At 64.1% G+C, this 22,633-nt stretch carries 18 protein-coding genes; 12 read left to right on the forward strand and 6 right to left on the reverse strand.

Annotated features, from left to right (window positions below; all coding sequences use genetic code 11):
* Positions 1-194 precede the first annotated feature (194 nt).
* The 3 genes from PAN31117_RS20920 (at position 195) to PAN31117_RS20930 (ending at position 4,010) form a co-directional block, all read left to right on the forward strand.
* The gene (locus PAN31117_RS20920; protein WP_246189198.1) at positions 195-1,109 is read left to right on the forward strand and encodes an IclR family transcriptional regulator; all 915 of its coding nucleotides are present in this window, start codon (positions 195-197) and stop codon (positions 1,107-1,109) included.
* Between the two features lie 258 nt (positions 1,110-1,367).
* On the forward strand, positions 1,368-2,228 hold the full coding sequence (locus tag PAN31117_RS20925; protein WP_150739898.1) for a 4'-phosphopantetheinyl transferase family protein: 861 nt from the start codon (positions 1,368-1,370) through the stop codon (positions 2,226-2,228).
* A gap of 150 nt (positions 2,229-2,378) precedes the next feature.
* The gene (locus tag PAN31117_RS20930; RefSeq protein ID WP_150740014.1) at positions 2,379-4,010 is read left to right on the forward strand and encodes an ABC transporter substrate-binding protein; all 1,632 of its coding nucleotides are present in this window, start codon (positions 2,379-2,381) and stop codon (positions 4,008-4,010) included.
* Between the two features lie 90 nt (positions 4,011-4,100).
* On the opposite strand, the gene PAN31117_RS20935 is transcribed toward PAN31117_RS20930, so the two are convergent.
* From PAN31117_RS20935 to PAN31117_RS20950, 4 genes are read right to left on the reverse strand one after another with little or no spacing between them, the layout of a single operon-like run.
* Positions 4,101-4,991 carry an NAD(P)-dependent oxidoreductase gene (locus tag PAN31117_RS20935; protein WP_150739899.1) on the reverse strand — a complete coding sequence of 297 codons (891 nt, stop codon included), beginning with the start codon at positions 4,989-4,991 and terminating at the stop codon, positions 4,101-4,103.
* Positions 4,991-6,733: a dihydroxy-acid dehydratase gene (gene ilvD / locus PAN31117_RS20940; protein ID WP_150739900.1), complete on the reverse strand. Its 1,743-nt coding sequence runs from the start codon at positions 6,731-6,733 to the stop codon at positions 4,991-4,993. The genes PAN31117_RS20935 and ilvD overlap by 1 nt, the downstream gene beginning before the upstream one ends.
* Before the next feature lie 53 nt (positions 6,734-6,786).
* The gene (locus tag PAN31117_RS20945; RefSeq protein ID WP_150739901.1) at positions 6,787-7,575 is read right to left on the reverse strand and encodes an SDR family NAD(P)-dependent oxidoreductase; all 789 of its coding nucleotides are present in this window, start codon (positions 7,573-7,575) and stop codon (positions 6,787-6,789) included.
* Positions 7,572-8,918, reverse strand: coding sequence for an MFS transporter (locus tag PAN31117_RS20950; RefSeq protein WP_150739902.1), 1,347 nt, complete (start codon positions 8,916-8,918; stop codon positions 7,572-7,574). The genes PAN31117_RS20945 and PAN31117_RS20950 overlap by 4 nt, the downstream gene beginning before the upstream one ends.
* A 273-nt stretch (positions 8,919-9,191) precedes the next feature.
* Here PAN31117_RS20950 and PAN31117_RS20955 point away from each other — a divergent pair, with 273 nt between their 5' ends.
* Both PAN31117_RS20955 and PAN31117_RS20960 read left to right on the forward strand, forming a co-directional pair.
* Positions 9,192-10,148 (forward strand): LysR family transcriptional regulator, encoded by a 957-nt coding sequence (locus PAN31117_RS20955; RefSeq protein ID WP_150739903.1) that lies wholly within the window; start codon positions 9,192-9,194, stop codon positions 10,146-10,148.
* A gap of 87 nt (positions 10,149-10,235) precedes the next feature.
* Positions 10,236-10,631, forward strand: coding sequence for a hypothetical protein (locus tag PAN31117_RS20960; RefSeq protein WP_150739904.1), 396 nt, complete (start codon positions 10,236-10,238; stop codon positions 10,629-10,631).
* Between the two features lie 63 nt (positions 10,632-10,694).
* Here the strand turns inward: PAN31117_RS20960 and PAN31117_RS20965 are convergent, their stop codons facing one another.
* Positions 10,695-11,519, reverse strand: coding sequence for an SDR family NAD(P)-dependent oxidoreductase (locus PAN31117_RS20965; protein WP_370855781.1), 825 nt, complete (start codon positions 11,517-11,519; stop codon positions 10,695-10,697).
* Between the two features lie 237 nt (positions 11,520-11,756).
* Between PAN31117_RS20965 and PAN31117_RS20970 the strand changes: the two genes are divergently transcribed.
* The 4 genes from PAN31117_RS20970 (at position 11,757) to PAN31117_RS27220 (ending at position 15,324) form a co-directional block, all read left to right on the forward strand.
* Entirely contained in the window at positions 11,757-12,704 is a 948-nt protein-coding gene (locus PAN31117_RS20970; RefSeq protein ID WP_150739906.1) for a GlxA family transcriptional regulator, read from the forward strand.
* Between the two features lie 418 nt (positions 12,705-13,122).
* Positions 13,123-13,740, forward strand: coding sequence for a hypothetical protein (locus tag PAN31117_RS27355; RefSeq protein WP_217429686.1), 618 nt, complete (start codon positions 13,123-13,125; stop codon positions 13,738-13,740).
* Positions 13,741-14,184: 444 nt separating this feature from the next.
* Complete coding sequence (locus PAN31117_RS20980; protein ID WP_150739907.1) at positions 14,185-14,985, forward strand: MetQ/NlpA family ABC transporter substrate-binding protein; 801 nt, start codon at positions 14,185-14,187, stop codon at positions 14,983-14,985.
* A gap of 177 nt (positions 14,986-15,162) precedes the next feature.
* On the forward strand, positions 15,163-15,324 hold the full coding sequence (locus PAN31117_RS27220) for a hypothetical protein (RefSeq protein ID WP_174984361.1): 162 nt from the start codon (positions 15,163-15,165) through the stop codon (positions 15,322-15,324).
* A gap of 44 nt (positions 15,325-15,368) precedes the next feature.
* Here PAN31117_RS27220 and prpR read toward each other — a convergent pair whose 3' ends face one another.
* Positions 15,369-17,441, reverse strand: coding sequence for a propionate catabolism operon regulatory protein PrpR (prpR, locus tag PAN31117_RS20985; protein WP_306440202.1), 2,073 nt, complete (start codon positions 17,439-17,441; stop codon positions 15,369-15,371).
* Between the two features lie 335 nt (positions 17,442-17,776).
* Here prpR and prpB point away from each other — a divergent pair, with 335 nt between their 5' ends.
* The 3 genes from prpB to acnD all read left to right on the forward strand — a co-directional run bounded on the left by prpB (position 17,777) and on the right by acnD (position 22,628).
* Positions 17,777-18,667: a methylisocitrate lyase gene (prpB, locus tag PAN31117_RS20990; protein WP_039397405.1), complete on the forward strand. Its 891-nt coding sequence runs from the start codon at positions 17,777-17,779 to the stop codon at positions 18,665-18,667.
* A 27-nt stretch (positions 18,668-18,694) separates the two neighbouring features.
* The gene (gene prpC, locus PAN31117_RS20995; RefSeq protein WP_150739908.1) at positions 18,695-19,846 is read left to right on the forward strand and encodes a bifunctional 2-methylcitrate synthase/citrate synthase; all 1,152 of its coding nucleotides are present in this window, start codon (positions 18,695-18,697) and stop codon (positions 19,844-19,846) included.
* Positions 19,847-20,027: 181 nt separating this feature from the next.
* Complete coding sequence (gene acnD / locus PAN31117_RS21000; RefSeq protein WP_150739909.1) at positions 20,028-22,628, forward strand: Fe/S-dependent 2-methylisocitrate dehydratase AcnD; 2,601 nt, start codon at positions 20,028-20,030, stop codon at positions 22,626-22,628.
* Positions 22,629-22,633: the final 5 nt, after the last annotated feature.

Here is a 22,633-nt window from a genome sequence, read left to right on the forward strand (position 1 = left end):
GAATACGGCAGCGACCCCGGAAAGGGTGCGCGGCGACGCACACAATGAATCAAGTGTAGAGGAGCGTTGCCTGTCACATTCTCTGAATCTGTTAAGCGTAAATATAATACGCATAGCGTAAATTAGTAGACTGGGGTTAACCTCTAGACTTGTCGACATCGAGCAACATTGGTTTGCATCTTAAAATCTCGCCGATGACGACAAGCAAACGACCCACAGCAGGCCGCCCGCGAAGTGCGGCTACGCTTTCCCGCGAGGCAGCCACCGACGCTGCCGCCGCCGTCTCGACCAGCGACGCCCTCGATGCGCCCCGCGAACGCGGCCGCCGCCAGCGCGTGCAGTCGGCCGAGACCGGCATGGTGGTGCTCAAGGGGCTGGCCCGTCTGGGCGGCCGGGCGAGCCTGACGGCACTGGCGCTGCACGTGCAGCAAAGTCCCGCCAAGGTTCACCGCTATCTGATGAGTCTCGTGGAAGAAGGGCTCGTCGCACAGGACGCCGACTCGCAACACTACTACCTCGGCCTGGAAGCGATGCTGCTCGGTGTCGCCGCCATGCGTCAGGCCGACCCGGTGCGGGCCGCTGAACCGGCGCTGGTGCGTCTGCGCGAAGCCTTCGATGTGACCTGCTTCATCGCCGTAATGGGCAACAAGGGGCCAACCATCGTGCGCTTCGAGGAGCCGGGCCTGCCGGTGACGATCAACGTGCGGATCGGCTCGGTGATGTCGGTCCTCTGGTCGGCCGCCGGTCGCGTCTTCCTCGGCCTGCTCGACGACCCGCAGGTGCTGGCCATGGCCGAGAGCGAACTGTCGCACGCCACGCCGGAACAAAGGGCGCAACTCGACGCTTCGGATCCCATCGGCGCGCTACGAGCCTCAGTGCGTGCTGCGCAAGGCGCCAGCGTGCGCGACACGAACCTGACGGGCATCAGCGCGATCGCCGCGCCCGTCTTCAATTACGACGGCCGCCTCGTCGGCGTCATCACCGCGCTCGGGGCGACGGGCGGGTTCGACGCCCGCATGGACAGCCCCATCGGTGCAGCGGTCCGTCGTGAGGCGCTGGCGGCGAGCCACGCGCTGGGCTACCGACCGCCGCTGCCCGCCGGAGCCTGAAGCGACCGGGGTGCCCCGGTCAGCCTCCGATATTTCCCAATCCGATTCGCGCATCCGGCCGCCACCTTCGCGGCTGGCCGCGTCTGGGTGTTCTCCCGTTTAAACGAGCGAATTCCCATGAGCTTGTCACTCCTTTCGTGTGGTCCTTTGTGTTACTATTTGATAATGATTCTCATTAACAAATAAGCGATTGCCGATGACGCGACCTCAAGCGGTGCAAGTCGTCGGCAATCACGTCTGTGGAGGTCGTCATTGTTGATGTTGAAACGAACGGTCGATCTGACGCCGCGCGTAGCATCGATTCCCACACCTTCCATGACTTACGTTCCGCTCGGGCAGTTCGGACAGGGCGACCGCAAGCTCACGGGGGGCGCGCAGAATCGCGCGCTGGCGAGTAGCGACATCGAAGCGGTAAAGCAGGGCGACGCCTGGCAACGTACCGCCGTTTCCCCTTCTCCCCAATGCAGCAGCGACGAACTTTGGCTATGGCGTTTTCTGCTCGCGGGTCGTCCGTTCGGGGCGACGGGGGCGGCAGCCGGTGGCCCGGACGATGGTGCAACCTGGCTTTCGGCCGCCGAGCATTCGCTCGCGCGCCGGTTGCCGCGCACGCAAATGCGTCATCGGTTCCTGTCGGAGCGCATCGCGTTGCGCTGGATTTTTGGGCGCTGGTTCCGATGCACGCCTGCGCAGGCACCCGTGCCGACGGCAACGCCGGGCGTCTCGTCGCTGGAGTGCGACGGTCCGCACGGCAAGGTGTGGATCGATATGGCGCACGCGGGGCTGTGGCTCTTCGTCGCGATGGGGCAGGGCCCGGTCGCGCTCGCCGCTCATGCGCCGACGCCGGTCGGCACCGACGACAATGCGTCGCCGAGCGCGCTTGATCCGTTCGCTGTGGCGCGCGATACCGCACATCGCTTGTGTCTGGCAAGGTTGGCGGGCGAGGGAGAGTCGTTGACGTCCGGGGCCGATGTGCCGTTGCTTGCGCACCCTTATGTCAGCGTCCCATACGCCGGGCAAACACGCTATCTCTACGACATGTCCGTCAGTTCGCGACTGACGGTGGTGGCTGCACGCGACAGCATCGTCCATCGGATGCGCGCTTTCGGTTGGCAGAACTGACTTTCACTTTTTGCGTTACCTTTTGGTATTTGCACGCGCACATCTATGCATATGCTGCGACGCAAAGGCAGGGGTCCTGAATTTGCGCTATTCTGGCCCGTTGTTTTGTCATCCGTCCTGCCCGTCATCGACTTCCTGGAGAAGAAGCTCATGCGTCGTCGCTCGCTTGCATCCCGCTCTACCCACCCTTCCCGTTACACCCTCGCCGCTGTACTCACCGCGCTCGCTTTGCCGCTGGTTCCGCTGGCTGCGAACGCCAAACCGCTCACCGTCTGCACCGAAGCCAGCCCGGAAGGGTTCGACGTCGTGCGCTACAACTCGCTCACCACGACCAACGCGTCGGCCGATCCGGTGTTCAACCGTCTGGTCGAGTTCGATGCCGCGCAAGCCAAGGTCGTGCCGAGTCTGGCGACGAAGTGGGAAGTGACGCCGGACGGCCTCACGTACACGTTCACGCTGCGCCCGAATGTCAGCTTTCACAGCAACGATCTCTTCAAGCCGACGCGCGCGTTCAACGCAGACGACGTCGTCTTCACGTTCGATCGCATGCTCAACGACAACGCGCCGTGGCACAAGCTCACGCCGTCGGGCTTCCCCCATGCGCAGTCGTTGTCGCTGGGCAAGCTGATCAAGTCGGTGCAGAAGGTCGACGACAACACGGTGCGCTTCACGCTCGCCGAGCCGGACGCCGTGTTCCTTTCAATGCTGTCGATGGGCTTCGCGTCGATCTATTCGGCCGAGTACGCCGACAAGCTCGTCGCGGCGAACAAGACGGATGAACTCAACGCGCGTCCGATCGGCACCGGCCCGTTCGTTTTCCGTAGCTATCAGAAGGACAGCGTGGTGCGGTACGACGCCAACAAGTCGTACTTTGGCGGTGCACCGGCGTCCGAGCGTCTGATCTACACGATCGTGCCGGACCCTGCTGTGCGCGCGCAGAAGGTCAAGGTCGGCGAGTGCCAGATCGCGTTGTCGCCCAAGCCGCTCGACGTGCAGGCCGCGCGTGGCGACAAGGCGCTCAAGGTGGTCGAGACGCCCGCCTTCATGACGGCCTTCGTCGCGATCAACACGCAGCACAAGCCGTTGAACGACGTGCGCGTGCGTCAGGCACTGAACCTCGCGTTCGACAAGCCGAGCTACGTGAAGCAAGTGTTCGAAGGCACGGCCACGCCGGCGGTGAACGTGTATCCGCCGAACACGTGGAGCTATGCGAAGAACGTGGCGGACTATCCGCACAACATCGATCGTGCGAAGAAGCTGCTGGCGGACGCCGGTTTCCCGCAAGGTTTCGAGACGACGATCTGGACGCGTCCGGCAGGCAGCCTGCTCAATCCGAACCCGCGCGTGGGCGCCGAGATGCTGCAAAGCGACCTGGCGAAGATCGGCGTGAAGGCGCAGATCAAGACGGTGGAGTGGGGCGAGTTGATTCGTCGCGGGAAGGCGGGCGAGCATGACCTGCTGTTCATGGGCTGGTCGGGTGATAACGGCGATCCGGACAACTTCCTCACGCCGCAGTTCAGTTGTGCGGCCGTGACCTCGGGCACGAACTTCGCCCGCTTTTGCGACGCCAATCTCGACAAGCTGATCAGCGACGGCAAGCGCACGCACGACATCGCGGCGCGCACCGCCAAGTATCAGGCGGCGCAGAAAACGATCAAGGACGATGCGCTATGGATTCCGCTGGCGCATCCGATCGCGGCGGTGATCACGCGCACCGACGTGTCGGGCTATCAGGTCAGCCCGTTCGGCCGTCAGGACTTCTCGGCGGTGAAGGTCAAGTAAGCCGATCACTCGTCGTAGAAGTCCCCGAAAGACAAAAAAGCCATGCCCATCGACGGGCATGGCTTTTTTCATGGAGCGGCGAGACGGACGTCAGGCGTCGGGCGCGCTCTCTGCTTCGCCGATGCGGAACACCTGCGACAGGTCCCAGTCCGCCATGCCGCGCTCTGCGGCGTCTTTCAGCAAACGACGCACTTCCGGCAGCACCCGCTGCACCGTCGCGCTCGCGTGTGCCAGTTCGGCAATCGCATCGAGGTCCTTCAGAATCACGCGCACCGTGCCGGTGGCGAAATCGGGCGGCGTCACCATACGCGGCCAGAGCGTCTGCATGAGCACGGAATCGGCCCAGCCGCCTTGCAACGCCGACGGTACCGCCGCCGTGTCGATGCCGCTGCGCTTGGCCAGCACGAAGGCTTCGGCCAGACCTGCGAGGGTCGTGGCGACGATGGCCTGATTAGCGAGCTTGGTCGTCTGGCCCGCGCCGATGTCGCCCATGCGGGTGACGCGCGACGAGAACGCGCGCAGCACCGGCGTCACGGCTTCGATGGCTTCGGCCGGACCGCCCGCCATGATAGCCAGTGTGCCTGCCTGCGCGCCGCCCGTGCCACCGGAGACCGGGGCGTCGATCCAGACGCTGCCGGTGGTTTCAGCCCAGCGCTTCGCGAGATTGCGGGTGAGCGCGGGCGAGAGCGTCGAGTGATCGACGAGATAGCGCGGGGGCGTTGCGGCGTGCACGAGCCCGTGCTCACCGAATACCACCTCCTCTACAGCCTTTCCATCACCCAGACAGAGCAGGGCGATGTCGACGCATTCGCCGAGCGCCTGCGGCGTCACACAGGCCATCGCACCGGCATCGGTCAGTGCGCCGAGCTTGGCGGCAGAACGGTTCCAGACGGCGACGTCGTGGCCAGCAGCGAGCAGCCGCTGCGTCATGGGTTCGCCCATGCGGCCGATGCCGCAAAAGCCTACGCGTGGGGTAGTCATCAATTCGGGTCCTCGTGGGTTGGCGTCTCCCCGATAGACGCTTCGTAGGGCCATTCCACAGCCCCCGAATGGGTCACCGCGCCCAGCTTGGCCGGCCGCACGAGCGCTTCGTACTTTTCCAGTACGCCGCCCAGACGGCCGCGCACGAACGGTTTGGCCTCGGCGGCCCGCGCGGCGAATGCTTCGTCGGAGAGTTCGACGTCGAGCTTACCCTTGATTGCGTCGATGTGGATGGTATCGCCGTCCCGAAGCAGGCGAATCGGTCCGCCCGCCGCCGCCTCTGGGCCGACGTAACCGATGCACATGCCGCGCGTCGCGCCCGAGAAGCGGCCATCGGTGAGCAGCGCGACCTTCTCGCCCATCCCTTGCCCGTAGATCGCTGCCGTCACGCTCAGCATCTCGCGCATGCCCGGTCCACCCTTGGGGCCTTCGTTGCGAATCACGAGCACGTCGCCCTCGCGATACGTCTGCGCGGACACCACAGCCATGCAGTCCTCTTCCGTCTCGAACACGCGTGCGGTGCCGGTGAACGTGAGGTGCTTGAGGCCTGCTGTCTTGAGCGCCGCGCCGTCGGGCGCGAGGTTGCCGCGCAGCACGACCAGCCCCGCGTTTGGCGAGAGCGGTTCGGTGTGCGGCTTGACCACACGTCCATCGGGGCCGGGGAAGGCGCGCAACGCGTCGGCGAGCGTCTCGCCCGTCTGCGTGAGCGTGTCGTCGTGGATGTGTCCGCCTGCGAGCAGCGCGTTGAGCACTGCAGGCACGCCGCCGACATGATGCAGATCGACGGCAAGATAGCGTCCGCCCGGCTGCATGTCGCCGATGAGCGGCGTGCGGGCGAGGACTTCGGAGACGTCGTCGAGCGTGAACTCGATGCCTGCCTCGTGGGCAATGGCGGGAATGTGCAGCATGGCGTTGGTCGAGCCACCGGTGGCCGCCACGGCGGCGCAGGCGTTCTCCAGACTCTTGCGCGTGACGAGGTCGCGCGGCAGCGGTCCGCCGTTGCGCAGCGCACGCATCACGTTCTCGCCAGCGCGACGCGCAATCGCGATCCGTTCGCTGTAGACGGCGGGCACCATCGCGGAGCCGAGCGGCGCGAGGCCGAGCACTTCCGCGACCATCGCCATCGTGTTGGCCGTGAACTGACCGGGGCACGAGCCTGCTGTGGGCGTGCAACGCTTTTCGATGCCGCGCAGCGTCTCGGCGGACATATCGCCGCGTTGGGCCGTGCCGACCGCTTCGATGGCGGTGAGAATGGTGGCCTGCGTGCCGTCGGGGGCGACGCCGGGCAGCATCGCGCCGCCGAAGAGGAACACGCCGGGCACGTTCACGCGCACCATGCCCATCAGAATGCCCGGCAGCGTCTTGTCGCAGCCCGCCACGCCGACGAGCGCGTCGTAGCAATGCGCGCGCACGAACAGCTCCACGCTGTCGGCAATCGTCTCGCGCGAGACCAGCGAGAAGCGCATGCCCGAGTGGTTCATCGACGTGCCGTCGGATACCGAGATGGCCGAGCCGCGAATCGGCACACCGCCACCGGCGGCCACGCCCAGACGCACGTTGTCCGAAATCTGATTCAGCGACATGGAGCAGGGCGTGTTTTCGCCGAACGTGTCGACGATGGCGACGAAGGGTTTGTCGATAGCGGCGTCGTCGAGGCCGGTCGCGCGCAGGAAGGCGCGATGCGGGGTGCGCGTGACGCCTTCGGTAACCGTGCGGGAGCGGTGTTTGTGCAGATCTGTCATGGGGACTTCCTTATGCTTTTGTGGCGGCTGCGCATGCATCGACCCGAGGTCGATTACGTATTGAGCAGCAGCCCGTTTTCGATGGCGAGCACCTGACCGGTCATCGCCGGTGCGCGGGCAGCGAGGAACCACGCAAGTTCGGCAATTTCCGCCGGTTGCGAGACACGCTTCAGCGGCGAGTTCTCGCGCATGCCTTTAACCACGCGACCGTACGCCTCGTCGCCGAGCACGCGGCGCAGCAGGCCGTCGTCGACCATGCCTGGCGCGATGGCGTTCACACGCACGTGCGGCGCGAGGTTGCGGGCGAGCGAGAGCGTAAGCGCGTTGACCGCGCCCTTCGATGCCGCGTAAGCAATCGACGACCCCGTGCCGTTGAGCGACGCCAGCGACGAGATGTTGACGACCGAGGCCCACATGGCAGATGTCTCAGATGCAGGACACTTGCGCAGTAACGGCGCAGCGGCGCGCGTCATCTGGAACATGCCGATGAGGTTCACGCGATAGATGCGCTCGAACTCGACGGCGTCGATCGCTTCGAGATCGCCATGCGGGATCACGCGCGTGGTCCCGGCGCTGTTGACGAGGGCGTCGAGCCGACCCCATTTCGCGCCGACGGCGTCCGCCATACGGCGGCAGGCGGCGTCGTCACCCACGTCGGCATCGACGACGAGCGTTTGCGCACCGGCGTCGCGGCATTGCGCCGCGACCGTTTCGGCGGCCGCACGCGTGCTGTCGTCGAAATTGTTGATGGCCACGGCCCAGCCGTCCTGCGCGAAGCGCAGAGCGGTGGCCGCACCGATGCCCGTGGCGGCACCGGTGACGAGACAGACGGGGAAACTCATGCACGACTCCGTTGGGGCTTGAGCGACATCACGATGCATGCCCCGCCGACCAGCGCACACGCCAGCACGATCATGCCCGGCAGCAATTGCCCGGTGCTGTCTTTGAGAAAGCCGATGACGTACGGGCTGACGAAGCCCGCGAGGTTGCCGGTCGAATTGATCAGCGCGATGGCGGCGGCCGCGCCCGCACCGCCCATCATCGCGGTGGGAATGCCCCAGAAGACCGGCGCAATCGAGTTGATGCCGATCGCCGCGATGATCAGTGCCGCCATCGACCACCAGAGATGTTGCGCAAGCAGCACCGACGCGACCATACCGGCCGCGCCGAGCAGGCAGCACACGGCCACATGCATGCGACGTTCGTTGTGCCGGTCGGCATGACGCGCAACGAGAATCATCGCGACGGCACTCACCAGCGACGGCACGGCCGAGAGCAGACCGATGTTGCCGAGGTTGGCGACACCCGCAGCGCGAATCATCGTCGGCAGCCAGAACACGAGGCCGTAGTTGCCCATGGCGATGCAGAAGTACAGCAGTCCGAGCAGCCACACGCGGCCGCTACCGAACACCTGACGCACACTGTGATGCGCGCGGGTGCTGTCGTCGGCGGCGAGGTCTTGTGCCAGCAGACGCTTTTCGTCCGCGTTCAGCCACTTCACCGTTTCGATACGGTCCTGAAGCACGAAGAACGCCGCGATGCCGACGAGCAGCGACGCAATGCCTTCGATCAGAAACAGCCACTGCCAGCCTGCGTAACCGTGCATGCCGCCGAAGTGCTGCATGATCCAGCCTGAGAGCGGACCGCCGATGGCACCCGAAACAGGAATGGCGACCATGAACAGCGCAATGATCTGCGAGCGCTTGTTCGACGGGAACCACGTGGCCAGGTAGAGCACGATGCCGGGGAAGAAGCCCGCTTCGGCCACGCCGAGCAGAAAGCGCAGCGCGTAGAAGGACATCGGTCCCTGCGTGAACATCGTCAGGCAGGAAATAATCGACCACGTCACCATGATGCGCGCGATCCACATACGTGCGCCCACGCGGTGCAGGATCAGGTTGCTCGGCACCTCGAAGAGGAAATAGCCGAGGAAGAACACGCCTGCGCCCGCACCGTACACCGTCTCGGACAGCGACAGGTCGGACAACATCTCCAGCTTGGCGAAACTCACGTTCACGCGGTCGATGTAAGCGACGATGAACGCGAGAAAGAGGAACGGGATGATGTGCCAGGTCAGCTTACGGTACAGCGCGTCGCGCTGCGCGGGATTGGCCGCCGCAGGGGCAGCGCCATTGCTGGCATGCGGCTGTGCACCGCCCGGGTAGGACGAGGGGGACGAGCTCATGGGTGTTGTCTCCGTGGTGCGTGCCGTGTGGCACGTCGAGTTATTGGGCAGCCCGACGCGCATTCGGGGAACATTCGGTTATGCGAAGGAGGTTCGACGATGTGCGGTGGACCGTCGCTCCGGCGCATCGAATAACCCTGTGCGGCCATGCTGCTCGTACGAAGGGTAAGGGGTGGGCCGCCGTGACGGCAAATCACACTTTGCGCACACGGCATTACCATTTGGTTATGATCTCGGCTTGGCGTGTTCCCACAGAAGCTTTCCGCATCCGTCATGACAACGACCGACAACTCGATTGAGCGCTTTTTCCGCAGTGGCCTGAAGCTCGGCCATCTGCGGATGCTGGTGACGCTGGGTGAACTGCGTCAGGTGACACGTGTGGCGGCGGCGTTTCACGTCACGCAGCCCGCCATCTCCAAGCAGATCGGGGAGATCGAGGAGGCGCTCGGTGCGCCGGTGGTGCAGCGGGTGGGCAATGCGGTGGAACTGACCGGCATCGGACGCGTGCTCGTGGAGCGTGGACGCGAAATCCTGCGGCAGATCGAACTGGCGCGCCGCGACGTGAGCGCGTTGACCACGGGGACGGCCGGGCACGTTCGCTTCGGTGCGGTGGTGACGATTCCCCAGCCCTTGATCGCGCATGCAGTCGAGTTGTTCACGCGACGTGCGCCGAATGCGTCGTTCTCGTTTGTGGAGGCCACGCTGGACCGTCTGCTCAAGATGATGGACGAAGGCAATCTCGATCTCGCGCTCGGGCGCAATCGCGTGACGGGCCATCTGGCGGTGATGCGCAACGAGTCGCTGCACCATGAGCCGTTCGTGTTCGTCGTCGGCACCCAGCACCCGCTGGGTGCGGCAGAGGCGGCCGTCTCATGGCGAGACTTACAGGACGTGCGGTGGATTACGCCGATGCGCGGCTCGCCCGCCTTCACCACGATGGCCGAGATTCTGGCCGAGCATGGGGTGACGTTGCAGCGTCCGGCCATCGAGTCGAGTTCGCTTGCGCTCAATCTGTCGCTGCTGCGCGGCGGCGGATTCGTCTCGATCCTGCCGCTCTCGCTCGCACGACGCTATGCCCAGCGGGGGACCATGCGCGTGCTGCCGCTGCCGCCGTTGGGGCCGCTGGGCGATGCGATTCTGTATTGGCGCGAAGACACAACTACGCCCGCGTCGCAACTGTTCGCGGCGTGCCTGCGCGAATCGTCGGCGGAGTTGATCGACGCGAACTGACGGAATGCTTTGGGACACGGCAGCGCCGCGTGGCGACCAATGCGTAGACTGACGCGCCATCGCACTGAACTGCTTCGGAGGTCGCTCATGAACTTGCTGTCTCGCCCCTTCTCTTGTCTCGCGCTCGCGGCGACGTTCGTCACTCTGAGCGGATGCACCGTTCCGGCAAGTTCACCGAAGCCGGTCACCTTGCCTGCGAACTCACCTGCAACGTTGCCCGTGGCCGCGCCGGGCCCCATCGCACGTGACCCGCTGCCGTCCGCACTGAATAATCCATCTCGACGGCCTTGCACGCCCGAGTGGTTTGCGTATCTTGAAAAGCACTACACCGCTGTCGGCGACGGGCAGGGGCATGGCCCCGATCTGGGCAGCGACGAGTGGCTCGACGCATTCGAGCGCCGTCGCAACCTGCCGTCGACAAGTGCTTTGCCCCGCGAACAGCGGTGCGCCACGCTGGCGCGCGAACTCGATTACCGCTATTGATCGCCGGTGCATGTGTTCCTTGATGCTCAGGGTACGCATGCACGGCTTCAACACCAGTCCGCGTCAGGCCGCATCGGCGACAGCTTTCAAACCATAACGCTTGCCCGGCGAGGTGTTGCTCAGCCCTTGCGACATCTTGCGACGCAGCGCGTCATATGCGGTCCATTCGTCGCCATCCTGCAACGGCGGAATGGTGACGGTTTCGCCCTGATCGAGTCCGGCTAGCGCGGCGTCCACGAGATCGTCGGACGTCATCAGCCATTCCTGCGGCAATTCCTGATGCGACTTGCCCGCGACATCCCAGAACTCCGTGATCGTGGCACCCGGCAACACGGCTTGCACACGTACGCCCGTATCGGCGAGTTGATGTTGCAGCGATTGCGAGAACGCGAGCACGAACGCCTTCGAGCCGCCGTACACGTCGTTAAGCAGTTCCGGTGCGATGGCGACGATCGACGCAATGTTGATGACCGTGCCGCGTCCGCGTGCGACGAAGCCCGGCACGGCCGCGTAAGTCAGGCGCGTGAGCGCGGTCACGTTGACTTCGATCATGTCGGTCAGGTGATCGACGTCCGCTTGCAGCAGCGGTGCGACCGCACCGAAGCCTGCGTTGTTCACGAGCGTGTCGATGCGCGTGTCTTCGCGCAGACGCGCTTCGACGAGCGCCTGACCTTCACGCGTGGAAAGATCCGCGCTCAGGATATCGACCCGACGGCCGGTCTCGACGTGAAGGCGCTGGGCTGCTTCGAGCAGACGCGCCGTGTTCCGGGCGACCAGAATGAGGTCGTGGCCGCGACGGGCGAAGCGGTCGGCGTAAATTGCGCCGATGCCCGAGGAGGCACCGGTAATCAGTGCGGTGCCCGGCTGGGTTTGAGTGGATGCGTTCATGGTCGTCATAGTCGTTACGGTTTCGGTTGTTGGGTCCATGACGTCCAGTGTGGTCGGTCATCGAAAAGTCTCAAATGACAGGAAAGCCACTTTTTAGGACAAGCGTGTCCGACACCCGTTCGTCGCGGCAACTACAATCGACGCATCGGTCATGCGGTGGCTGTCGATGTCGCCGTTTGTCTTCCCATTCCGTCGTTCTGGAACCCTCCGTCCGTGGCCCTGGCGGCCCTTTGCGTCATGACGAAACGAATTGCGTTGGTGGTCTACCCCGGCTTTCAGATGATTTCGCTGGCCTCGATGTCGGTGTTCGAGATCGCGAACTTCGGGCGCGACGAGCCGTTGTACGAAGTGCAGACCCTCTCGGTCGAAGGCGGACTGGTGCGAGACTCTGCCGGGATTGCGGTGGCAACGGAGCCTATGGACAGGCATCGTTACGACACGGTGCTGGTAGCGGGCGCGACGTACGTGGTGCCAACAGAGCCGGATCTCGTCGAGGCTTTGCGGCGGCTCGCGCCAAAGGTGCGACGCATCGGAAGCATCTGCTCGGGGGCGTTCGTGCTGGCTGACGCCGGGTTGCTGAGCGGACGGCGTGCCACGACGCATTGGGGGCAGGCGACGGCGTTACAGCAGCAGCACCCGGACGTGATCGTCGAAGACGACCGAATCTACGTCAACGACGGGTCGATATGGACGTCGGCAGGCATGACGGCCGGTATCGATCTGGCACTGGCGCTGGTCGAAGCCGATTACGGCAGCGATGTCGCGCGCGATACGTCTCGCTTGCTGGTGGTGCACTACCGCCGCACCGGCGGTCAGTCGCAGTTCTCCACGTTGTCCACGCTCGAACCCAGCTCCGACCGGGTCCGCGCGGCGCTCGCCTATGCGCGCGAGCATTTGCGAGAGCCGTTATCTGTCGAGCAGCTTGCGGCACAGGTGCACTGGAGTGCTCGCCATTTCAGTCGTGAATTCACGTTGCAGACCGGACTGACACCGGCGAAGGCCATCGAGAAATTGCGACTCGAAGCGGCGCAGGCGTTGCTCGAAGCGGGCGAGGCGTCGATTGCGCGGGTGGCGATCGTGACCGGTTTCGGCGACGAGGAGCGCATGCGTCGTGCTTTCGTCCGTACGCTGGGCAAGCCGCCGCAGGCCTTGTTACGCGAGGCGCGCGAACGCATGCGCGCATGAATCTTCCGTGTGTTTCATGCACCTCATGCGCCGCTCATCTGGCTTTCAGCAAGGCTTCATGAGGTGATCGTCCGTCAGGTTGAGCGTCGAATGCCGTCACATTGCGTTGTAAGCGTTTCACGAACGATACGTTTTCGACAGGGAACGTATCGATGTCTCGTAAATTGAGTTATTAATTTCTTTTAAATCAATGGGTTGAGTTCGCTGGCACGGAATTCGCGTATATGAATCGTGTATGGCGAAGCGCCAACCCGGATTCTCCGCAGGCCGTTGGCAAGGGGCTCCTGTGCTGTTAAGCACGGGCGGGTCCGCTATTGCCCGCGATTTCTGCTGACGCGCTCTCGTCGTAACGTTGGACCTTCTGGCGGGGTCCGGCGTGTTCCGAAGTGAGTGTGTGTGCGTGCGCGGGGAGGGGACCATGAACAGGTTCAAGGCGACTCTGGTAGGGGCGGCAGCAGCAGCGATGCTCTGCGGTATTTCGATCAACGCGTCATATGCCGCTGGTGGTGGCGGAGGTGGACGTGGCGGAGGCGGCGGCATCGGTTTTGGCGGTGCGGGCGGCCTCGGTGGGTTGGGCGCATTTGGCGGCCCCGGTGGTACAGGGACCGGCGTCGGCATCGGCGTAGGCGTTGGTATCGGCGGCGCGGGCGGTTGCGGCTGCGGTGGCCACAGTGGTGGCGGCGGTGGCGGCGGTGGCGGTGGCGGCGGCGGTGGTGGCGGTGGTGGCGGTGGTGGCGGCGGTGGTGGCGGTGGTGGCGGCGGCGGCGGTGGTGGTGGTGGTGGTGGTGGTGGTGGTGGCGGTGGTGGTGGTGGTGGTGGTGGTGGTGGTGGTGGTGGCACAGGCGGTGGCGGCGGCACCGGTGGTGGTGTTGGCGCAAGCAGCGGCGGCGGCGGTGGCGCCAGTGGTCCAGGCGGCCTTGGCATCGGCGGCGCTGCTGGCGGCGGTGGATTGGCAGCATTCGGTGGCCCCAGCGGTTTCGGTGGTGGTGGCGGATGCGCGATGAACGGCCAGGCTGGCGAGGAGCCATGTCCCTGAGCTAGTGGTGGGTATGGGGCCTGCATGCGTTCGGCACAGCGCGTGCAGGCACTGGCCCTCGCATCGGTTGGTCTTGATGGTGTAGCGAGTCTCGCAGGTTGTTCGTCGGTTCCTGACGCGACCGGCTGACGGCATTGCCGCCAGCCGTGCCACCCCCCCGGCCCGTGATCAGGCTGTTCTCCCGGCGAAGCGCCCCCTCGGTGATCCGAGGGGGCGTTTTTTTTGATGGACGCCGTCTATCGATGCGCTCGGGGGATATCGAAATGCCGATTATGTATTTCGTGTAAACCCGCAGTTGTGGCAGCATCCGGGGTCTGGGTTGCCCGACATGGCCGTCTGGTATGCCTACGTCGCGCGTGACCGTTGCGGGCTCAACAGGCCCGCTCCCCCTCGCACAGACGCCCAACAGGCGTCGGACCACATAAGCACAAGGAGAATTCGCACATGCTGTCCCGTCAACTGATCAACGCGTTCCTCGGCGCAACGTTTGCGCTGGCCTCTCTCGGCGCCTCGGCCCAGACGGCCGACAAGCCCCTCAAGGTCGGCACGATGGCCGGCTCGGACGCGCAGATCTTCGAAGTGGTGAAAAAGGTGGCCGAAAAGCGTGGCCTGTTCATCAAGATCGTCGAATTCAGTGACTACGCACAGCCGAACGCCGCGCTGGACGCCGGCGATCTGGACGCCAACGGCTTCCAGCACAAGCCGTTCCTCGATAGTCAGGTCAAGGACCGTGGCTACAAGATCACGACGGCCGGCCTCACCTACGTTTCGCCGCTGGGTTTCTATTCGAAGAAGTACAAGTCGCTCAAGGATCTGCCGAACGGCGCGCAAATCGGTATCCAGAACGACCCGTCGAACGGCAGCCGCGCGCTGCGTCTGCTGGCAAAGGAAGGTCTGATCAAGGTAAAGCCGGGTCTGGATGGCAAGAACATCACGCCGCTAGATATCGAGAACCCGAAGAAGTTCAAGATTCGCGAACTGGAAGCCGCACAATTGCCGCGCGCATTGCCGGATCTGGACGCCGCGTCGATCAACACGAACTTCGCTGCACAGGCCGGTCTGGTGCCCAAGCGTGATGCCATCGCTATCGAAGACCTGAAGGGCCCGTACGCCAACCTGATCGCCGTGCGTACGCAAGACCTGAACAAGCCGTGGGTCAAGCAACTGGTTGACGCCTACCATTCGGATGAAGTGAAGCAATTCATCGACACGCAATTCAAGGGTGCGCTGATTGCCACGTGGTAAGCATTGAAACGCCGTGGGATGCGCATCTCGCGCATAGCTTGGTTACGGCCCGCTTCAAATGAAAAGCCGGGGTTTCGACCCCGGTTTTTTTACGTCCTCAAGCCTGACATTTTGCATCGCTGGCATGGCGGCGTTTGACTAGAATGGAAACGTGATTCCTTGCGACGGGAGGCCGCCATGTCCATGATCAATGTCTCCATGATGCTGGTAGCGCTGCTCGTCGGCTTCGCCATCGGCATGCTTGTCGACCACTTCTGGGTCACGCATCACGATGAGCCCGCCGCGCACAAGCGTCTGGACTGGCACGAGATGTGGGACCGTATTCGTCATCAGCACTGAGCTCAGCACTGAAGTATTTGCGCCGGGTGCATCGGTGATGCACATTACCCGGCGCGAAGTTTGCGCCAGAGCGTCGAGCGGCTGATGCCGAGTGCTTCGCACGCGGCATTGCGGTCGCCGCCGCAGGCGGCCAGCGTCGAGTGAATGCGTGCCATCTCCTCGGCGGCACGGCGCGCGCGTCCGGTCATTGGGGCGTCGGGCGCTTCGACGGTTGCAACGCTCGTCGTACCCGTCGTGCCCGTCGTACTTTTAATCCGGCCACCGTTCGTTTTTGAAACGTCGAACGCGGGCGGTTGTGGCGTCGCGCCAAGCTCCGGGGCAATCTCGATCAATCGCGCACGGCTGATCTCGCGAGCATCGACCACATCGGCGCAGACGACCGCGATGCGCTCCAGCAAATTCTCCAGCTCCCGAACGTTCCCCGGCCAGCGATAGCTCGCAAGCAGCGGCAATAGCGACGCCTGCAAGGCATCGACGCTCATACGTGCGCCCGCTCGGGCCAGTGCGCGCTCCAGAAACAACGGCGTGAGGCGCGGCAGGTCGTCCATGCGTTCGCGCAGCGCAGGCAGCACCATGCGCAGGATGTTCAGACGGTAGTAAAGATCTTCGCGAAACAGTCCGGCCGCGACTTGTTGACGCAGGTCGCGGTGCGTGGCGGCGACCACGCGCACGTCGCACGGTACCGGTTCGTTCGCGCCAAGACGGAGGACTTCGCGCTCCTGCAATACACGCAGTAGCCGAGTTTGCAGTGGCATCGGCATCTCGCCGATTTCATCGAGAAAGATCGTGCCGTTGTGCGCCGTCTCGAACAGGCCAGCCTTACCGCCGCGTCGCGCGCCTGAGAACGCGCCATCTTCATACCCGAACAACTCGCTCTCAAGCAGCGTCTCCGGAAACGCGGCGCAGTTGATGGCGACGAACGGATAGTCGCGGCGGCGGCTCGCGTTGTGAATCCCCTGTGCGAGCAATTCCTTGCCCGTGCCGCTCTCGCCATGCACGAGCACCGTCGAATCGGTCTGCGCATAGCGGCGCGCGAGTGCACGGACTTGCGTCATCGCTGCGGAGTCGCCTATCAGATCGTCGAGCCGGTAGCGCGCAACGAGATGCCGCGGACGATGCCGTGAGCGCAGCGACCGATCCACACGGGCGAACGACTGCGAGTCCTGACACGTCACGAGCGCGCCCGTGAGCGTGCCCTGATCCAGCAGGGGAATGCGGTTGATGACCCACGTTTTGCCTGCCATCGAGACGATCGCTTCCAGCTCGGCGCTCGCGCTCTCCAGCGTGCGGGCGATGTCGAGTGCGGGCGCGATGGTATCGAGCGTTCGGCCAACGGCGTCCACTGCCGTGACACCGAGAATCCCGGCCATCGATGCGTTGATCGCCTCAATGCGTCCGTTCAGATCGACGGCGGCCACGCCTTCGTGCAGATGCCGCAACACCGTATCGAGACGCTCGCGCCGTTGCGCTTCGATGCGTCCGAGACGCGCGACTTCCAGTGCCGTGTCGAACGCTGCGCGCACCGAATCCTGCGAGTAGAGAAAGATGCCCGTGAGGCCGGCGCGCTCGGTCAGTTGCGTGACGAGACCCGGCCCGACGATGACCGCCATGCCGTCGTCGCGCAACCGGTGCACAAGGTCCTCGGCGTTTTGTGCATCGACATACGTATGCTGGGAGATGTCGAGATGAAAGGCGCTCTTGAAGCGCTCGAACTCGGCTGCGGGGCGAGCGTAGGACACGAGCGCGATGCGGGAGTCCGGAGACGACGCGGGCAGGGCGCGTCGTGCACGTGCCAGTGCGTGCATCACATCGGATCCGGTGACTTTGACCAGCACCACAGGCAACGCAAGCCGTTCGCGCAGAAAGTCGCCGTTCGATCCGGCCGCGACGATGCCGTCGACGCTTCCGGCGGGCAAGCGCTCCAGCGCTTCGATCACGGCTTCGTATCCCTTGTCGATGATGTGGACGTCGGCCTGCGCGGCGTAATCCGGCACGATATCGCGATACAGCTCGCCGAGTTTGCTGATGCCGACGGCCCAGATCACCGGCTTTCGCATCGCGAGGACCGTCGGCGCTCGCGATGCGCCTGCGGCGGTCGCTGGCAGGCGGGACGGCATCTCGGTGGGTATCGAATTCGGCATGACGGTTGGCGGCAGAGGGTATGAGCCGAATCGTAGCATGTTGCGACGATTTGTTTCATTTTGTGTTTCAAATTGAAACGTGATGCGACCGCCACATCCGCCCTCAAGTGACATTTACCTTGACGTAAACGTCACGCGAGCGAAGAATTTCCGTCGATAAATGAATGCGTTAGCGCGGCGAAGGGATTGGCGATGCGCGTGCACACGACCTGCTGGCACGGCCATTGCTATTCAAAGTCGGCTACTCAACCCACGTGCGATCCGATGGCATTCCGTTCATCCGACGCGCAAGACACGACCGAGGGATTCAAGTGACGCAAACCATTCGTTCGGCCGGCGCCGCCTTCCGCGAGGCCGTCAAGACTGAGCAACCGTTGCAGGTTGTCGGTGCCATCAACGCTAATCACGCTCTGCTCGCCAAGGCGGCGGGTTTCAAGGCGATCTATCTGTCGGGTGGCGGTGTTGCTGCCGGTTCGCTCGGTCTACCCGATCTGGGCATCTCGACGCTCGACGACGTGCTCACCGACGTGCGCCGCATCACCGACGTGTGCGACCTGCCGCTGCTGGTGGACGTCGACACGGGCTTCGGTCCGTCGGCCTTCAACATTGCGCGCACGGTGCAATCGCTGATCAAATTCGGCGCGGGTGCGATGCATATCGAAGATCAGGTGGGCGCGAAGCGCTGCGGCCATCGTCCCGGCAAGGCCATCGTGACGCAGCAGGAGATGGTCGACCGTATCAAGGCGGCTGTCGACGCGCGCACGGATGAGAACTTCGTCATCATGGCGCGCACCGATGCGCTGGCCGTCGAAGGCCTTCAGGCGGCCATCGACCGCGCGTGCGCGTGCGTCGAAGCGGGTGCCGACATGATCTTCCCGGAAGCCATGACGGAATTGCCGATGTACCGCCAGTTCTCCGACGCCGTGAAGGTGCCCGTGCTCGCGAACATCACCGAGTTCGGCTCGACGCCGCTGTTCACCGTGGAAGAACTCAAGAGCGCGCAGGTTGGTCTGGTGCTGTATCCGCTCTCGGCGTTCCGTGCAATGAACAAGGCAGCGGAAAACGTCTATCACACGATTCGTCGCGACGGCACGCAAAAGGCCGTGCTCGACACGATGCAAACGCGCGCCGAGCTCTACGAGAGCATCGGCTACCACGCATACGAACAGAAGCTCGACGCCCTGTTCGCCCAACAGAAATAACGAATCCCTGAACCTGGAGGAAAGAGCATGAGCGAGACGACTGCCACCGGCTTCAAGCCGAAGAAATCCGTCGCCCTGTCGGGTGTGACCGCAGGCAACACGGCACTGTGTACCGTGGGCCGTTCGGGCAACGATCTGCACTATCGCGGCTACGACATTCTGGATCTGGCCCAGACCTCGGAATTCGAAGAAATCGCGTATCTGCTGGTCTACGGCAAGCTGCCGAACGTGGCGGAACTGCGCGGCTACATGGCCAAGCTCAAGGCGCTGCGCGGCTTGCCCGCCGCCGTGAAGGACGCGCTCGAAGCCGTGCCCGCCGCGGCTCACCCGATGGACGTGATGCGCACCGGCGTGTCGGTGCTCGGCACCGTGCTGCCGGAGAAGGACGATCACAACATTCCGGGCGCACGCGATATCGCCGACCGCCTGATGGCCAGCCTCGGCTCGATGCTGCTGTACTGGTATCACTACAGCCAGAACGGTGTGCGTATCGACGTGGAAACGGATGACGACAGCATTGGCGGTCACTTCCTGCATCTGCTGCACGGCGAAAAGCCATCGGACCAGTGGGTGCGCGCGATGCATACGTCGCTGATCCTGTACGCCGAGCACGAGTTCAACGCGTCGACCTTCACCGCGCGCGTGATTGCGGGCACGGGATCGGACATGCACTCGGCGATTACCGGCGCAATCGGTGCGCTGCGAGGTCCGAAGCACGGTGGCGCGAACGAAGTTGCGTTCGAAGTACAGAAGCGTTACAACTCGCCGGACGAAGCTGAAGCCGACATCCGTCAGCGCGTCGAGAACAAGGAAGTGATCATCGGCTTCGGCCATCCGGTCTACACCGTGAGCGATCCGCGCAACAAGGTCATCAAAGAAGTCGCGCACGAGTTGTCGAAGGCCGAGCAGAACACGGCGATGTACGACATTGCCGAGCGTCTGGAATCGGTGATGTGGGACGTCAAGAAGATGTTCCCGAACCTCGACTGGTTCAGCGCCGTGAGCTATCACATGATGGGCGTGCCGACCGCGATGTTCACGCCGTTGTTCGTGATCGCGCGTACGTCGGGCTGGAGTGCCCACATCATCGAGCAGCGCATCGACAACAAGATCATTCGTCCGAGCGCTAACTACACCGGTCCGGAAGATCAGCAATTCGTGCCGATCGACAAGCGTTAAGTCTGTCCTGCGCCTCGGCGAGGGCCGGGGGATGGCAGCAGCGGGATTCCTGCTGCCGTTCCGCGTCCACGCCGGGGCGTCGCTGTTCCGTGCTTTTTCGTCGCTGCTCCGTTATTCGTATCGCGCATTGCACACACCGTGCGCGCCAATTTGTCACCGGCCGGGCCGACACCTTCCTCACATGATGAACACCGAATACCGTAAATCCCTGCCCGGGACGTCGCTCGATTACTTCGACGCCCGTGCTGCTGTCGAGGCCATTGCTCCGGGCGCGTACGACACGCTGCCGTACACCTCACGCGTGCTGGCCGAAAACCTCGTGCGTCGCTGCGATCCGGCGGCGCTGACCGATTCGCTCAAGCAACTGATCGAGCGACGTCGCGACCTCGATTTCCCGTGGTTCCCTGCACGTGTGGTGTGCCACGACATCCTCGGTCAGACGGCGCTCGTTGACCTCGCCGGTCTGCGCGACGCCATTGCGGCGCAAGGCGGCGACCCGGCGCTGGTCAACCCGGTGGTGCCGACCCAACTGGTGGTCGATCACTCGCTGGCCGTCGAATGCGGCGGCTTCGATCCCGATGCGTTCGCGAAGAACCGCGCCATCGAAGATCGCCGTAACGAAGACCGCTTCGACTTCATCAACTGGACGAAGAAGGCGTTTCGCAACGTCGACGTGATTCCGCCGGGCAACGGCATCCTGCACCAGATCAATCTGGAGCGCATGAGCCCGGTGATTCAGGTGGCGGACGACGTCGCGTACCCCGACACGCTCGTGGGCACCGATTCGCACACGCCGATGGTCGATGCACTGGGTGTGATCGCGATTGGCGTGGGCGGGCTGGAAGCGGAAAGCGTGATGCTCGGGCGCGCGTCGTGGATGCGCTTGCCGGACATCGTCGGTGTGGAACTCACGGGCAAGCCGCAACCGGGCATTACCGCGACCGACATCGTGCTCGCACTGACCGAATTCCTGCGCAAGGAAAAGGTTGTGTCCGCCTATCTGGAATTCTACGGTGAAGGTGCGGCGAACCTCACGCTGGGCGACCGCGCGACCATATCGAACATGGCGCCGGAGTTCGGTGCGACGGCGGCGATGTTCTACATCGACGCGCAAACCATCAAGTACCTGAAGCTCACCGGCCGCGACGACGCGCTCGTCGCGCTGGTCGAGACCTATGCGAAGCAAACCGGTTTGTGGGCCGACACGCTGACGAAGGCCGAGTATGAGCGCGTGCTGACGTTCGATCTGTCGAGCGTGGTGCGCAACATCGCCGGTCCGTCGAACCCGCACAAGCGTGTGCCGACGAGCGAACTCGCCGCACGCGGTATCAGCGGCACGGTGGAGAACGAACCGGGGCTGATGCCTGACGGCGCGGTCATCATCGCCGCCATCACGAGTTGCACGAACACCAACAACCCGCGCAACATGATCGCGGCGGGTCTGTTCGCGCGTAACGCCAACCGGGCGGGTCTCGTGCGCAAGCCGTGGGTCAAGAGTTCGCTCGCGCCCGGTTCGAAGGCCGTCACGCTGTATCTGGAAGCGGCCGGTCTTCTTCCGGAACTGGAGGCGCTCGGCTTCGGCGTGGTCGCTTACGCGTGCACGTCGTGCAACGGCATGTCGGGTGCGCTCGATCCGGTGATCCAGAAGGAAGTCGTCGAGCGTGACTTGTACGCGACGGCCGTGCTCTCGGGCAACCGCAACTTCGACGGCCGCATCCACCCGTACGCAAAGCAGGCGTTTCTCGCCTCGCCGCCGCTGGTGGTGGCTTACGCCATTGCCGGGACCATCCGCTTCGATATTGAGAAGGACGTGCTTGGTGTCGACGCCGAGGGCAAGCCGATCAGGCTCGCCGACCTGTGGCCGAGCGACGAAGAGATCGACGCCATCATTGCGAGCAGCGTCAAACCGGAGCAGTTCCGCCGTGTGTACGAGCCAATGTTTGCCGCTTCGGTGGATCACGGCGAGCGGGCCGAACCGCTGTACGACTGGCGCGAGATGAGCACGTACATCCGGCGTCCGCCGTACTGGGAGGGGGCGCTTGCCGGTGAGCGTACGCTGCGCGGCATGCGTGCGCTGGCCGTACTGGGCGACAACATCACGACCGACCACCTCTCGCCGTCGAATGCCATCATGGCCGACAGCGCAGCGGGCGAGTACCTCGCGAAAATGGGCCTGCCGGAAGAGGACTTCAACTCGTACGCCACGCACCGAGGCGATCACCTCACGGCGCAGCGCGCCACGTTCGCCAACCCAACGCTCAAGAACGAGATGGTCGTGGTCGACGGAGAGGTCAAGGCAGGGTCGCTCGCGCGCATCGAGCCGGAAGGCCAGGTGACGCGCATGTGGGAGGCCATCGAGACGTACATGGCACGCAAGCAGCCACTCATCGTGATTGCCGGGGCCGACTACGGTCAGGGGTCGTCGCGCGACTGGGCGGCGAAGGGCGTGCGTCTGGCGGGCACCGAAGCCATCGTCGCGGAGGGCTTCGAGCGCATTCACCGCACCAATCTCGTCGGCATGGGCGTGTTGCCGCTGGAATTCAAGTCGGGTACGAACCGCAAGACGCTGGGCATCGACGGCAGCGAGACGTTCGATGTGATTGGCGAGCGCACGCCGCGTGCCGACCTGACGCTGGTCATCCACCGCAAGAACGGTGAGCGTGTCGACGTCCCGGTGACGTGCCGTCTCGACACAGCCGAAGAAGTCTCGATTTACGAGGCGGGCGGGGTGCTCCAGCGCTTCGCGCAGGACTTTCTGGAATCGTCGCAGGCAGCCGCCTGAGGAGA

The organism is Pandoraea anapnoica (assembly GCF_902459765.1).
GTDB lineage: Bacteria > Pseudomonadota > Gammaproteobacteria > Burkholderiales > Burkholderiaceae > Pandoraea > Pandoraea anapnoica.

What these genes read in the sequence shown, in the direction of transcription:
- prpR (WP_306440202.1), bottom strand. Translation starts at nt 17,441, where the DNA reads ATGCCGTCCCGCCTGCCAGCGACCGCCGCAGGCGCATCGCGAGCGCCG.
- PAN31117_RS20980 (WP_150739907.1), top strand. Translation starts at nt 14,185, where the DNA reads ATGCTGTCCCGTCAACTGATCAACGCGTTCCTCGGCGCAACGTTTGCG.
- PAN31117_RS20925 (WP_150739898.1), top strand. Translation starts at nt 1,368, where the DNA reads ATGTTGAAACGAACGGTCGATCTGACGCCGCGCGTAGCATCGATTCCC.
- prpC (WP_150739908.1), top strand. Translation starts at nt 18,695, where the DNA reads ATGAGCGAGACGACTGCCACCGGCTTCAAGCCGAAGAAATCCGTCGCC.
- PAN31117_RS20935 (WP_150739899.1), bottom strand. Translation starts at nt 4,991, where the DNA reads ATGACTACCCCACGCGTAGGCTTTTGCGGCATCGGCCGCATGGGCGAA.
- PAN31117_RS20945 (WP_150739901.1), bottom strand. Translation starts at nt 7,575, where the DNA reads ATGAGTTTCCCCGTCTGTCTCGTCACCGGTGCCGCCACGGGCATCGGT.
- PAN31117_RS20930 (WP_150740014.1), top strand. Translation starts at nt 2,379, where the DNA reads ATGCGTCGTCGCTCGCTTGCATCCCGCTCTACCCACCCTTCCCGTTAC.
- acnD (WP_150739909.1), top strand. Translation starts at nt 20,028, where the DNA reads ATGATGAACACCGAATACCGTAAATCCCTGCCCGGGACGTCGCTCGAT.
- PAN31117_RS20950 (WP_150739902.1), bottom strand. Translation starts at nt 8,918, where the DNA reads ATGAGCTCGTCCCCCTCGTCCTACCCGGGCGGTGCACAGCCGCATGCC.
- PAN31117_RS20955 (WP_150739903.1), top strand. Translation starts at nt 9,192, where the DNA reads ATGACAACGACCGACAACTCGATTGAGCGCTTTTTCCGCAGTGGCCTG.
- PAN31117_RS20970 (WP_150739906.1), top strand. Translation starts at nt 11,757, where the DNA reads ATGACGAAACGAATTGCGTTGGTGGTCTACCCCGGCTTTCAGATGATT.
- PAN31117_RS27220 (WP_174984361.1), top strand. Translation starts at nt 15,163, where the DNA reads ATGTCCATGATCAATGTCTCCATGATGCTGGTAGCGCTGCTCGTCGGC.
- PAN31117_RS20965 (WP_370855781.1), bottom strand. Translation starts at nt 11,519, where the DNA reads ATGAACGCATCCACTCAAACCCAGCCGGGCACCGCACTGATTACCGGT.
- PAN31117_RS20960 (WP_150739904.1), top strand. Translation starts at nt 10,236, where the DNA reads ATGAACTTGCTGTCTCGCCCCTTCTCTTGTCTCGCGCTCGCGGCGACG.
- PAN31117_RS27355 (WP_217429686.1), top strand. Translation starts at nt 13,123, where the DNA reads ATGAACAGGTTCAAGGCGACTCTGGTAGGGGCGGCAGCAGCAGCGATG.
- PAN31117_RS20920 (WP_246189198.1), top strand. Translation starts at nt 195, where the DNA reads ATGACGACAAGCAAACGACCCACAGCAGGCCGCCCGCGAAGTGCGGCT.
- ilvD (WP_150739900.1), bottom strand. Translation starts at nt 6,733, where the DNA reads ATGACAGATCTGCACAAACACCGCTCCCGCACGGTTACCGAAGGCGTC.